Genomic DNA, 12602 nt, shown 5'->3' on the forward strand with positions numbered 1-12602 from the left:
TCTCACGGCGTCTTCTCCCGTGCCTCGGTGAGAAAGCCCTTGTCGGCGAGGTCTTGCAGCATCGCGACCACGTCGGTCGCGATCGCCTCGCGCGGCGCGGCATATTTCTCGGCGAGCTGATCGACCATCTCGGCGACGCTGCGCGCGCCGTCGCAGAGGTGCAGCACTTCGACCGCAATTGCGTCGGGCGCGAGCACGCGCTCCGGCGCCAGGATCACCCAGACCTGCCGCGTCTCATCGAATTTCAGCTTGGCGTGACGCGGCAGTTTCGGCCGGCTCGCTTCACTGACGGTGATGTTGCGGCTGGAGGTCATGGTTCCCGTATTTCTTTATTCAACTCGTTTTAATCAACTCGGCTTCTTTAGTTCGCCTTGGGCACAAAGGCTCCCGGCGGAATATGGCCCTCGACATAGGCATGATACAGCGCATCGAGCTGAACCCATAGCACGTTGGTCTTGAAGATCAGGGCGTTACAAACCGCCTCGCGCTGTTCCGGCGTCTTGGCGTGGGCCTTGACGTAGTCGAGCGCAAAACTGGCGTCGCGCGGCGCCTGGGTCAGGCGGCGGCTGAAATAGCTCATGATGTCCGGGTTCACAAAATCGTAGTGCGCCAGCATGCCGGAGATGCGCTCTTCGTGCAGGTTCGGCGCGAACAGTTCCGTCAGCGAGGAGGCGATGGCCTCCAGCGGGCTCTTGTCGCGGACGAAATGCACATAGGCTTCGACCGCAAAGCGCGTCGCCGGCAAAATGCCCTCGGTGGATTCGACATACGCCGTATCCAGCCCCAGGCCTTCGGTCAGTTTCAGCCAGCGCTCGATGCCGCCTTCGGAACCGATATTGCCGTCATGGTCTTCGATCCGGTGCCGCCATTCCACGCGTATATTGCGGTCGCGAAAGCGCGAGATCACCACCGCATCCTTGATCGGGATCGTGCTCTGATAATAGTAGCGGTTGAGCGCCCAAGCCTGCACCTGGCCCTTGTTGAGCTTGCCGCCGTGCAGCAGTTTGTGAAACGGATGCAGGCTGTGATAGCGCGTCTCGCCGATAAAGCGCAGCGCGGCTTCGAGCTCGGTCGCGCTGTTCAACACGGTCTTAGCCCCGAGCGAAAGCGCCGTCATTCCCTCCAGCTTCATCACAGCACAATCTCCGTTCCGTCCGCAGGGATTTGCCATCCCGCTTGCTCGGCCGCCCGGCGCTCTTCGGAATTGCGCAGCAGAGCCGGGTTCGAGTTGTTGATATGCAGGAATATCTTTCGTTCGATGCCGAGATTTTCAAGCGCTGCGATCGCGCCTTGCTCGCCCGACATCGAGATATGTCCCATGCTCCGTCCGGTCTTGGTTGCAAGGCCGGCGGCGATCATTTCGTCGTCCCGCCACACCGTGCCGTCGAAGAACAGCAGCGGCGCGCCCTTGAGCCTCGATTTGAGGTCGTCGGTCACCTCGGCGCAAGCCGCGATAAAAAAGAAAAACTTGCCGGTCGTCTTGTCGCGGATGCGAAGGCCGAGCGTGTCGCCGGCGGCCTCAGCTCCCTCGCGCCGTTCGCCTTCGAGATACCAGGCGCCCTTGCCGGTGACCTCGAACGGCAGGATCTCGATGCCGGAGGGCGTCCCATCCGGCAGCGCCGGTTCGAACGCCCGGTCAATACCGATTGCTTGACGCTTGACGTTCTTTTCGCTGAGTACGTTGAAGACGCTGTTGGACTTCAACGTCGCCAGCACTTTTTCGTGCGCGTAGATCGCGAACGGCCATCCCTCGCGCATCGAGAGCAGGCCCGCGATCGCATCGATCTCGCCATTGGTCAGGATCACGCCCGCGATCGGCGAATGACGAAGTTTTCCGTGCGCGGGATGAAGGGCAGGGGTTGCGGTGATTTGCTGGCGCAGGTCGGGCGAGGCGTTGATCAGAAACCAGTGATCGCCGTCGGCGCTGATCGCGAGTGAGGCCTGCGTGCTCTGCAATTCGGGATGCGTGGTTCGCGCGGCCCGGCACACCCGACAGCCGCAATTCCACTGCGGAACGCCACCACCTGCGGCCGCGCCCAGGACGACGACACGCAACATGACCCGTCTCCCGGAATCCTAAGAACACTGAATTTCTGGATATCGCGGGTTCTCAAAAACGCTCGAGAACGACGCCTCAAAAACTTCAAAGGTGGAAGCGGGGTGAAGGTCACGCCCTCACAGGCGCGTCACTCCCGGCAATCCACCTTGTTCAAGAAGGATACTTTTGCTGCCGCTTACTTGCGGGCGGCGCAGGCATACATGTTGATTTCCATGCCGACCGGCACTTCGACGATCTTCGGTGCTTTCCAGGCCATTTTGGCTCTCCTTAAAGTGAAACCGGACGAACTCCGCCCTGCCGTTAAGGTAATGCGGAACGAAAACTTCGCCAGCGGAATCTTTCCGACGGGGCGGGGCAGTTGAATAAATGGTGCGATGCACAATATGTTCTGGAGGTGCCCCCAGGTTTCCTGTCAAAACAATGACGCATCAATAGGTTCTTCTGACTGTCTCCTTCGTCCAATGGATCAACCCGCCGCTTCGGCCTATGCCCGATAAAGCAACTGTGAAAGATGCCGGCAGCCTTAACCCTGCCGGGTTCAGATCCTCAAAGCCGAAACAAGGTTCGATCATGCCGAGATATTTCTTCAACACGCGAATCGGCAATGAAGTGATCTCCGATCCGGAAGGTGAGGAACTGCGCAATCCGGACCGCGCCTGGGAAGTCGCCCGCGCCATGATCCTCGAGCTTTTGAAGATCGAGGGAATGGAGGACCTGATGCGGGCCGTGCTCGAAGTCACCGATGACGAGGGGGAAATCGTGCTCGAGTTTCCCTTTGCGGAGGCCATCCTCGACGAGACCGAAACGCCGGCGGATGATGCCAACATACCCGTCACGAAGCATTGATATGACGGGCTGAGACCGGACGCGGCCAGGCGCGCTACCATGGACATGCCTTCGCGACCGCGAAGCACTTTCCGTCGCAGCCTTCCGGGATATGTTTCCGATTGCGTACGGACGCGAAAATATTCAAGAGTACGGCCACGAAGTCCGCCGGTACGGGCAAGGGAATGCCCCGCGCACCGGTCGAAGGCTTCCACAAAGGGAGAATATTATGAGGATCAGGTCATCGGCGCCGCGCAGCCTGTTGCTGGCGGGCGCCTTCATTGGAGTTTTGAGTTACGGCGCGGCCGCGCAGACGGCCGCCCCCCCGGCTGCTGCGCCTGCCGCCGCCCAACCACTTCCACCGGGATCGCCAATGATCGGCCGGCCGGATAACGAGGCGGCACAAAAGCTGGCGCCAAATGCGCCGCCGTCGCCGCTTGCGACTGCGCCCGATAAGCTGCCGATGGACAAGCTAAAGGTGCCGGCCGGTTTCAACCTGGAAGTCTATGCCGCCGGCATGGCGAACGCCCGTTCGCTCGCGCTCGGCGACAAGGGCACAGTCTTTGTCGGCAGCCGCACCGTCGACAAGGTCTATGCCATCGTCAACAAGGACGGCAAACGCGAGGTCAAGATCGTAGCCTCCGGCCTCTATCGGCCGAATGGCGTCGCCTTCAAGGATGGCACCCTTTATATCGCCGAGCTGTCGAAGGTTTCGAAGATCGAGAAGATCGAGGACAATCTCGACAACCCGCCGAAGCCGACCGTGATCTACGACAACCTGCCGAAGGACGAAGCCCACGGCTGGAAGTTCATCGCGATCGGGCCGGACAACAAGCTCTACGTTCCGGTCGGCCAGCCCGGCAACAACGTGCTGCATGACAAGGATCACGGCCAGATCCGCCGTATCAATCTCGACGGCTCCGGCGCTGAAGTGGTGGCCGTTGGCGTCCGCAACACCGTCGGCTTCGACTGGAATCCCGAAACCAAGCAGCTCTACTTCACCGACAACAGCCGCGACTGGATGTCGGAAGACCTTCCCAATGACGAATTGAATCGCGTCACCAAGGTCGGCGAGCATTTTGGTTCGCCCTACTGCTGGCAGGGCAACATCCCCGACCCGGAATTCGGCTGGGGCCATTCGTGCAGCGAGTTCACCCCGCCGGTCGGCCTAATGGGCCCGCATGCGGCGTCGCTCGGCATGCGCTTTTACACCGGCAAGATGTTCCCGGCGGCCTTCAAGAACCAGGTCATCGTGGCGCGCCACGGCTCCTGGAACAAGACCAACAAGTTCGGTGGTGACGTCGTTGTTGCTCATCTCAACAAGGACGGCACGGTCAAGAACATCGAGCCGATCGTCACCGGCTTCCTCCAGGACAACAAGTATGTTGGCCGTCCGGTGGACGTGATGCAGATGAAAGACGGTTCGATGCTGATTTCCGACGACTGGAACGGCGCGGTCTATCGTCTCAGCTACGGCAAGGCGAAGGTCGCCGCGCAATAACGCACGAGACCAAAATCGGGGGCGACCGGGAAGGTTCGCCCCCGATTTTCTTTTAGGGAATTGAGATTGAGGCTCTCATCGATGCGAAAGACAACAACAATCGTCGCGGCGCTGGTGCTCGCTTCATTTGCGGGTTCGGCGAGAGCGGCGGAAACGGTCGTGCAGCGCGCGGTCACCTGTTTTGCCTGCCATGGCGAGCACGGCCAGTCCGAGATGGAAAACACGCCGTCGCTCGGCGGCCAGCAGGCGCCTTACGCCCTGATCCAGCTCTTCATGTTTCGCGAAAAGCTGCGCACCTTCGATCCGATGAACGAGATGGTGAAGTCGTTCACTGATGACGATCTCCAGAAATTTTCCGATTTCATCGCCAAGCTGCCGAAGCCGCAGCCGCCGGCGGAAGCGGGCGATCCCGCGCGGATGCAGAAGGGGCTGGCGCTGGCGCAACAGCATCGCTGCAACAGCTGCCACAACGCCGATTTGTCCGGCAAGGAAAACGTGCCGCGCCTGGCCAACCAGCGCGAGGATTATCTCAACAAGACGCTCGCCGAATACAAGGACAACTCCCGGCATGGCTACGACGGCACCATGGCGGACGTGATGGGCGAAGTGCCGAAGGAGCAGATCGCCGACCTCGCTTATTACATCTCGCACTATCGATAGGCGCGCGCTACAACTTCCCGCAGCGACTGGGGGAGCGAAACATGAAAGACATCTGGCGCCTGCCGGCTCAAGAACTGGCCGGCCTGATCAAGTCGAAAAAGGTCTCGGCCAGGGAAGCCGCGGTATCGGCGCTGGCGCGGCTCGATGCCGTCAATCCCGCGATCAATGCGGTGGTCGATCATCGGCCCGACGATGTGCTGGCGCAGGCGGCCGAAGTCGATGCGGCGATCGCGCGCGGCGAGGATGTCGGCGTGCTGGCCGGCGTGCCGGTCACGATCAAGGCGAATATCGATCAGGCAGGCTATGCCAACACCAACGGGCTGAAGCTTCAGCGCGACACCATCGCCAGGGACAACAGTCCGGTGGTCGATAATCTGCGCAAGGCCGGCGCGGTCATCCTCGGACGTACCAATTGCCCGGCGTTCTCCTATCGCTGGTTTACGACCAACCTTGTTCACGGCAACACCAAGAATCCGCGCGATCCATCGATCACGCCCGGCGGCTCGTCCGGCGGTGCGGGGGCTGCGGTTGCAGCCGGTATCGGCCATATCGCGCACGGCACCGATATCGCGGGCTCGATCCGTTATCCGGCCTATGTCAACGGCGTGCATGGCCTGCGCACGACGACGGGCCGCGTTGCCGCTTTCAACGCCGCGCTGCCCGAGCGCACCATCGGGCCGCAGATCGCAGCGGTTTCGGGACCGCTGGCGCGCACCATCGGCGATTTGCGGATTTCGCTTGAGGCGATGTCGATGCCCGATGCGCGCGATCCCTGGTGGGTGCCCGCGCCGCTCGAGGGCCCGCCGAGACCGAAGCGCGTCGCTCTGTGCGTCAATCCGGAGGGGCTTGATCCCGTCGCCGAGGTGAGGGCCGCACTCGTCGATGCGGCCAAGCGGCTAGAACGCGCCGGCTGGAAAGTGGAAGAGGTCACGTCACTGCCGCCGCTGAAGGAGGCGGCCGAAAACCAGACCAAACTCTGGCTCGGCGACAATTATGAAGGGCAGCTCGCGGCCGCCGAGCGCGAGGGCGATCTCGGTGCGCTCGCTTGTCTCCGTGGCAACAAGTCGAAGGTGTTTCCATTCGACGCGCTGACGCTCTCGAAAATCCTGACGCGACGGGCGACGCTGGTGCGCGACTGGTCGCTGTTCCTCGAAAAATATCCGGTGCTGTTGATGCCGGTGTGCGGCGAACTGCCGTTCCCAGACGAGCTCGACACCAAGGACGATGCGTCGTTTGCACGCGTCTGGCGCGCGCAACTGCCGCAGATCGCCATTCCCTTCATGGGACTGCCTGGTTTGACGGTTTCCACGGGGCTGGTCGGGCGCGTGCCAGTCGGCGTTCATCTCGTGGCAGGGCGTTATCGCGAAGACCTTCTCCTGCTCGCGGGCGAAGCGATCGAGGCCGGCGGGGTGCCGCCTTCGCCGATCGATCCATATCTGGGCTGACGAAGATGACCTCGATCTACGATTTCAGCGCGACATCGCTCGCCGGCGAAGATACCCCGCTCAGGCGGTTTGAAGGCAACGTGCTTCTGATCGTCAACACCGCGAGCGCCTGCGGATTCACGCCGCAATATAAGGGCCTCGAGGCGTTGCAGCAGAAATACGGCGCACGCGGCTTTTCCGTGCTCGGCTTTCCCTGCAACCAGTTCGGACGGCAGGAGCCGGGCAGCGCGGCGCAGATCGGGGAGTTCTGCTCCTCGAACTACGCCGTCACCTTTCCGATGTTCGACAAGATCGAGGTCAACGGCGACAACGCCCATCCGCTCTATCAATATCTTCGGCGCGAAAAGTCCGGACTGCTCGGTTCCGCGATCAAGTGGAATTTCACCAAATTCCTGATCGACCGTTCGGGCAAGGTGGTCGGGCGTTACGCGCCGATCGCGACGCCGGAATCGCTTACCAAAGACATCGAGGCATTGCTGTGAACGAAAAGAACGAAGCGCCGGACCAGTTGCCGGATCGCCTGTCGGTCGATCCCCAGAGCCCCTATTACAACGAGGCGGTGCTTTCGCGCGACGTCGGCATTCGCTTCAAGGGCGTCGAGAAAAAAAATGTCGAGGAATACTGCGTCAGCGAGGGCTGGATTCGCGTCACCGCCGGCAATGCCAAGGATCGTTTCGGCAACCCGCTGACCATCAAGGTGCATGGTCCGGTCGAGCCGTATTTCAAGGATGAGCCGAAGGCCTGACGACATCGCCTGTCTCGTCATTGCGAGGAGCGAAAGCGACGAAGCAATCCAGATTTCGTCTTTGTACAGCTGGATTGCTTCGCTTCGCTCGCAATGACGGATGAATCAAAAGCTATAACTATAAGGCCACCCCATGTCCGTTCGCATTATCGACATCCAGGAGATTACAAAACCGATCTCCTCACCGATCCGTAACGCCTATATCGATTTCACCAAGATGACGACGAGCCTGGTTGCCGTCGTTACCGATGCGGTTCGCGACGGCAAGCGCGTCGTCGGCTACGGCTTCAATTCGAACGGCCGTTACGGGCAGGGCGGTCTGATCCGCGAGCGCTTTGCCGCGCGCATCAAGGACGCCGATCCGAAGTCGCTGCTCAACGACGCCGGCGACAACCTCGATCCCGACAAGGTCTGGGCCACGCTGATGTCGAACGAGAAGCCGGGCGGGCACGGCGAGCGCTCGGTCGCGGTCGGCACCATCGATATGGCGGTGTGGGATGCGGTGGCGAAAATTGCGGGCAAGCCGCTGTTTCGCCTGCTTGCCGAACGTCACGGCGTGAGCGCCAATCCGCGCGTCTTCGTCTATGCTGCCGGCGGCTATTATTATCCCGGCAAGGATCTGTCGATGCTGCGCGCGGAAATGCGCGGCTATCTCGACCGCGGTTACAACGTCGTCAAGATGAAGATCGGCGGCGCGCCCATCGAGGAGGATCGCACGCGCATCGAGGCGGTGCTGAAGGAGATCGGCAAGGACGCCCAGCTCGCGGTCGACGCCAACGGCCGCTTCGATCTCGAGACCGCGATCGCCTATGCGAAGATGCTGCGCGACTATCCCTTGTTCTGGTACGAGGAAGCCGGCGATCCGCTCGACTTTCAGCTTCAGGCGGCGCTGGCGGAGTTTTACCCGGCGCCGATGGCGACCGGGGAGAATCTCTTCAGCCACCAGGACGCGCGCAATCTGTTGCGCTATGGCGGCATGCGGCCGGACCGCGACTGGCTGCAATTCGACTGCGCGCTGAGTTACGGGCTCTGCGAATATCAGCGCACGTTGGAGGGGCTCAAGGTGGCCGGCTGGTCTCCAAGCCGCTGCATCCCGCATGGCGGACACCAGATGTCGCTCAATATCGCCGCCGGCCTCGGACTTGGCGGCAATGAAAGCTATCCCGACCTGTTCCAGCCCTATGGCGGCTTCCCCGATGGCGTGCGCGTCGAGAGCGGCCATATCACCATGCCGGATTTGCCCGGCATCGGCTTTGAAGGGAAGTCCGATCTCTACCGCGAGATGAAGGCACTCGCATCGTAAGCCGTGCGATTGAATTTCATCACCTGAAAATTCAGCAAGCCGAATCGATACGCTGACGTCGCGCACGCCGGGCGAACGTTTAGAATCCCTCGAAGAAAGCCCAATCCGCGATAGCGCTCCGCGTCCGCAATGGTTTAAGGCGGACCGAAGCACGCGGGTCTCAATCGCGTTGCATCGATCTTGACCGGCGCGCACGATGGACGAACTGAACGGACGCATGATTGCCTGCCAGCTTCTGGTTGCCGGCCTGATTGCGCGCGTCGCCAATGATTCCAAGGATCCGTTGCGGTTTCTGTCGGATTTTCGCGACGAGATGCGGGCGGTCGTTGCCGGTGTAAGGATCGCAGGCTCCGAGAATTCCGAGCGCGCGCGCGAAGTCGCCAAGCAGACCGTCGACGAACTTTTTTCGCTGATGAAGCCGCCGAGCAGCGATTGAAATGCGCGCCGACTACGCATGAGTGGTTGTTTCTTACCTGCACTTAGAAAGACTCTTAGATCGACTACAAACGTCAGAATTAGAATCGATTTGATCTAGGAATATTCAAAGCGGCGCAGTGTTGACCGCAATTTTTGCGCTCGATACCAACCATCATTCGCTCATGTTGGGAACATGCATGAGCCAAGAAAAATGATGGGGCGATTTGATGGGTACGGTAAGAGCACCGCGTTCGCTGCGTGCGAATGCGGCGACGAACTTCTTTGACGAACGGCTTGACGGCCAGGCGAGCCGCAAGGTCTCCGCGGTAGCGGGACTGGTGGCGGTGGCGTCTTTTTCAAGCGGTGCTGAAGCGCAGCAATCCAATCTTCCGCCGGTCTCCGTTGACGCGCCTGTCGCGCGTCCGAAGCCCGCGGCCAGCGCGCCGACGCCGGACCAGATCAGGGCGCGCAATGCGCTGCGCCGTGCCGCCAGGCGTCAGCAACAGCAGGCCAAGCCCGAACCGGCGGTGGCTGCTCCCGCGCTGGCGCCGGATCGCGATCGCTATGCGGATCCCGCCGCGCCTTACAAGGGCGACCGCATCCAGGCTTCGGGAAAGTTTCCCGAGCCATTGCTGAATACTCCCAAGACGGTGACGGTGCTGACCAAGGACGTCCTGGAAGACAAGAATGCCACCACGCTGAAGCAGGCGATCCTGAGCACGGCGGGCGTGACGCTCGGCAGCGGTGAGGGCGGCAACGCGTTCGGCGACCGCTTCTTCATCCGCGGTTTCGATGCTCGCAACGACGTCTTCATCGACGGCGTGCGCGACCCCGGCGTCAGCGTTCGCGAGAACTTCTTCACCGAGCAGGTCGAGATCCTGCGCGGTCCGGGGTCATCCTTCGCCGGCCGCGGCACCACCGGTGGCGCCATCAACATCGTCACCAAGGAAGCTCAGCAGGAAAAGAGCTTCTACAACATGGATACGACATTCGGCACCGACGCGACCAAGCGGATCGTGCTCGACGTCAACCAGATCGTCACCCCGACCTTTGCCGTTCGCGCCGGCGGCATGTTCCAGGACGCCGACGTGGCGGGCCGCAACTACGTCACCGACGATCGCTCGGGCGGGTTTATCGCGACCAAGTGGACGCCGACCGACGCGATCAAGATCACCACGGACTATGTTCACACCGACCTGCACGGCATTCCCGATTTCGGCGTGCCGTATTACCGGCCGGGCGCCGGAACCTCGTCGAGCAATCAGCAGTTCACCTCGACGGCTGGTGCGCCATATCCGGATGTCGGCGTCAACCGAAACAATTTCTACGGCTTCATCTACCGCGACTTCTTCCAGGTTCAGCAGGACATCGGCACGGTCAACACCGAAGTCAAACTCACGCCCGATCTCACCTTCAACGACAAGGTGCGGGTCTCGCATTCGCTGAACAATTACATCGGCACGTTGCCGGAATCGCCGAGCGCGCCGATCCCGTTGTCGGCTGCGACGTTCACGGCCAATCCGCAGAGCCGATACCAGACGACCGATGTGCTCGCCAACCAGAGCGAATTGACTTACAAATTCAACACCGGCGATTTCAAGCACACGCTGCTCGGCGGCGTCGAAGTCGACCGGGAAACTTCCTCGATCGACAAATATCAAGGGTTCAATTCCGAGCTCGTGACGGGTGTACCATTCAACGGCAGCGGCTCGGTGGCCGGCCAGAGCGTGTTCAATCCATCGTATAATTTCACGCCCTTCGGTTCCGCTGCGACCCTGCTCGGGAAGCCGACCAATCTCGCGATCGACACCGCCAGCGGCTATGTGCTCGACAGTGTCAACTACCGCGACCTCGTCATCCTCAACGGTGGCGTCCGCGTGGACGACTATCGCCTCAACACGTCGGGCTTCGGAACGGGCGCCCTGGCGAATACGTTCGGCACCCAATCGGCCGAGTTCACCATGCCGAACTTCAACCTCGGCATCACGCTGAAGCCGCTGCCCTACGCCAGTGTCTATGCGGCCTACGCAACCTCGTCGAATCCGGTCGGCGCCGAGTTCGACGGCACCAGCACCGCTTATGGCGGCGTCGCTCCCGTTCTCGCCAACAGCCCGAACCAGATCTTTGGGCCTGAAAAGAACCAGGCGATCGAGCTCGGCACCAAGTGGGAATTGTTCAACCGGCATCTGTTGCTGACCGGCGCGTTGTTCCAGACCAACAAGGAAAATGCGCGTGAGGCCTACAACGTCAGCACCGCGGCGACGGCAACGGCCAACTGCCCGTATATGGGGGTGACGGCGTCGTGCATCATCGCCGGGTCGGAATACTATGTCCGTGGTATCGACCTCGAGGCAGCCGGCAAGATCACCGACAAATGGAGCATTTTCGGCGGTCTCGTGCTGATGCAGTCGCAGGTGACCAAATCGAACGTGCCGCCCGCGGCGATGCCGCAGCCGCTGCTGTACAGCACCAACGTCGGCCTGCCGCTCGCCAACGTCGCGCACCAGTCCTTCAGCCTGTTGAGCAAATACCAGCTCACGGATATGTGGGAACTCGGCGGCCAGGCGGTCTATCGCTCGCAGATCTATGGCGGCCAGTTGCTGGCCGCGAACGAGGGCACTTCGATTCCGAGCTACTGGAAGTTCGATGCGTTCGTGGAAGCCAAGATCGACAAGAACTGGAGGGTCAAGCTCTACGTCAACAACATCACCAACAAGCTCTATTACGACGCGCTGTACCAGAGTGCCGCGCCATTCGTGCTGGAGGCGCCGGGACGCGCCGCCTACATCGTCGTATCCGCGAGGTATTGATCGCACACGATGCTGGTTTGCATCCCCAACGCCTTGAGCAAGGATGAGGTGGCGGATTTCCGCCGCCTCATGGACGAGAACGCGTGGGAAGACGGCCGCTCGACCGCCGGCGCCCAATCGGCGATGGTGAAAAGCAACGAGCAGCTGCCGCCCGACAGCGAGGTCGCGCGCAAGCTCGGCAGCCGCATCGTCTCGGCGCTGACCTCCAATCCGCGGTTCATCTCGGCGGCGATCCCGTTGCAGATCTTTCCGCCGCTGTTCAACCGCTATCGCGCCGCCGACGGACATCACTTCGGCATCCATGTCGATAACGCCGTGCGTGGCGATCGCCTGACAGGTTTGCGCATCCGTACCGATTTGTCGGTGACGCTGTTTCTGTCGGAGCCCGACGAATATGACGGCGGCGAACTGGTGGTGGAGGACCTTTACGGCTCGCACGAGGTCAAGCTGCCGGCCGGCGATCTCGTGGTCTATCCGGCGTCCAGCCTTCACATGGTGACGCCGGTCACGCGCGGCATGCGCGTCGCCTCGTTCTTCTGGCTGCAAAGCATGATCCGCGACGCCCATGCGCGAAGCCTGATCTTCGACCTCGACGTCTCGATCCAGGCGCTGGTGGAGCGGTTGGGGCGCGACGATCCGGAGACGGTCAGGCTGACCGGCATCTACCACAACCTGATTCGCGTCTGGGCGGAGGTTTGACGGTTCCGGACTCTATCCTTCGAGACGCATCGCTTTCGCGATGCTCCTCAGGGTGAGGTCTTGGACCCTCATGGTGAGGAGGCGCGTGCACCCGAGCAGACCGAGACGTAGCGAGGTCGTTAGCGAACGGTGCAAAAC

Annotated in this window: 14 protein-coding genes; 10 read left to right on the forward strand and 4 right to left on the reverse strand. The window is 61.4% G+C overall.

Annotation, left to right across the window (positions count from 1 at the left end; translation table 11 throughout):
* Positions 1-2: 2 nt before the first annotated feature.
* The 4 genes from pqqD to pqqA form a co-directional block, all read right to left on the reverse strand.
* On the reverse strand, positions 3-314 hold the full coding sequence (gene pqqD, locus BUA38_RS19885) for a pyrroloquinoline quinone biosynthesis peptide chaperone PqqD (RefSeq protein ID WP_072820429.1): 312 nt from the start codon (positions 312-314) through the stop codon (positions 3-5).
* A 47-nt stretch (positions 315-361) separates the two neighbouring features.
* A complete protein-coding gene (pqqC, locus tag BUA38_RS19890; protein WP_072820431.1) occupies positions 362-1132 on the reverse strand; it encodes a pyrroloquinoline-quinone synthase PqqC in 771 nt (256 codons plus the stop codon).
* Positions 1132-2058: a pyrroloquinoline quinone biosynthesis protein PqqB gene (gene pqqB / locus BUA38_RS19895; protein WP_072820433.1), complete on the reverse strand. Its 927-nt coding sequence runs from the start codon at positions 2056-2058 to the stop codon at positions 1132-1134. The genes pqqC and pqqB overlap by 1 nt, the downstream gene beginning before the upstream one ends.
* 176 nt (positions 2059-2234) lie before the next feature.
* Positions 2235-2315 (reverse strand): pyrroloquinoline quinone precursor peptide PqqA, encoded by an 81-nt coding sequence (gene pqqA, locus BUA38_RS19900; RefSeq protein WP_012029362.1) that lies wholly within the window; start codon positions 2313-2315, stop codon positions 2235-2237.
* A gap of 314 nt (positions 2316-2629) precedes the next feature.
* On the opposite strand from pqqA, the gene BUA38_RS19905 reads away from it, so the two are divergent.
* The 10 genes from BUA38_RS19905 (at position 2630) to BUA38_RS19950 (ending at position 12464) form a co-directional block, all read left to right on the forward strand.
* Entirely contained in the window at positions 2630-2905 is a 276-nt protein-coding gene (locus BUA38_RS19905) for a DUF6894 family protein (RefSeq protein ID WP_072820440.1), read from the forward strand.
* A gap of 208 nt (positions 2906-3113) precedes the next feature.
* The gene (locus BUA38_RS19910; RefSeq protein WP_083587660.1) at positions 3114-4385 is read left to right on the forward strand and encodes a PQQ-dependent sugar dehydrogenase; all 1272 of its coding nucleotides are present in this window, start codon (positions 3114-3116) and stop codon (positions 4383-4385) included.
* 81 nt (positions 4386-4466) lie between these two features.
* Positions 4467-5045, forward strand: a complete 579-nt coding sequence (locus BUA38_RS19915; protein WP_072820442.1) for a c-type cytochrome — start codon at positions 4467-4469, stop codon at positions 5043-5045.
* A gap of 41 nt (positions 5046-5086) precedes the next feature.
* Positions 5087-6490, forward strand: a complete 1404-nt coding sequence (locus tag BUA38_RS19920; RefSeq protein WP_072820444.1) for an amidase family protein — start codon at positions 5087-5089, stop codon at positions 6488-6490.
* 5 nt (positions 6491-6495) lie between these two features.
* The gene (locus BUA38_RS19925; RefSeq protein WP_072820446.1) at positions 6496-6972 is read left to right on the forward strand and encodes a glutathione peroxidase; all 477 of its coding nucleotides are present in this window, start codon (positions 6496-6498) and stop codon (positions 6970-6972) included.
* The gene (locus BUA38_RS19930; protein WP_072820448.1) at positions 6969-7235 is read left to right on the forward strand and encodes a DUF3297 family protein; all 267 of its coding nucleotides are present in this window, start codon (positions 6969-6971) and stop codon (positions 7233-7235) included. The genes BUA38_RS19925 and BUA38_RS19930 overlap by 4 nt, the downstream gene beginning before the upstream one ends.
* A 133-nt stretch (positions 7236-7368) precedes the next feature.
* Positions 7369-8538, forward strand: coding sequence for a mandelate racemase/muconate lactonizing enzyme family protein (locus tag BUA38_RS19935; RefSeq protein WP_072820450.1), 1170 nt, complete (start codon positions 7369-7371; stop codon positions 8536-8538).
* Between the two features lie 196 nt (positions 8539-8734).
* Positions 8735-8974, forward strand: coding sequence for a hypothetical protein (locus BUA38_RS19940; RefSeq protein WP_072820452.1), 240 nt, complete (start codon positions 8735-8737; stop codon positions 8972-8974).
* Between the two features lie 208 nt (positions 8975-9182).
* Entirely contained in the window at positions 9183-11765 is a 2583-nt protein-coding gene (locus tag BUA38_RS19945) for a TonB-dependent receptor (RefSeq protein WP_072820454.1), read from the forward strand.
* Between the two features lie 9 nt (positions 11766-11774).
* Positions 11775-12464, forward strand: coding sequence for a Fe2+-dependent dioxygenase (locus tag BUA38_RS19950; protein WP_072820456.1), 690 nt, complete (start codon positions 11775-11777; stop codon positions 12462-12464).
* Positions 12465-12602 lie beyond the last annotated feature (138 nt).

It is taken from the genome of Bradyrhizobium erythrophlei (assembly GCF_900142985.1).
In the GTDB taxonomy this organism is placed as follows: domain Bacteria; phylum Pseudomonadota; class Alphaproteobacteria; order Rhizobiales; family Xanthobacteraceae; genus Bradyrhizobium; species Bradyrhizobium erythrophlei_B.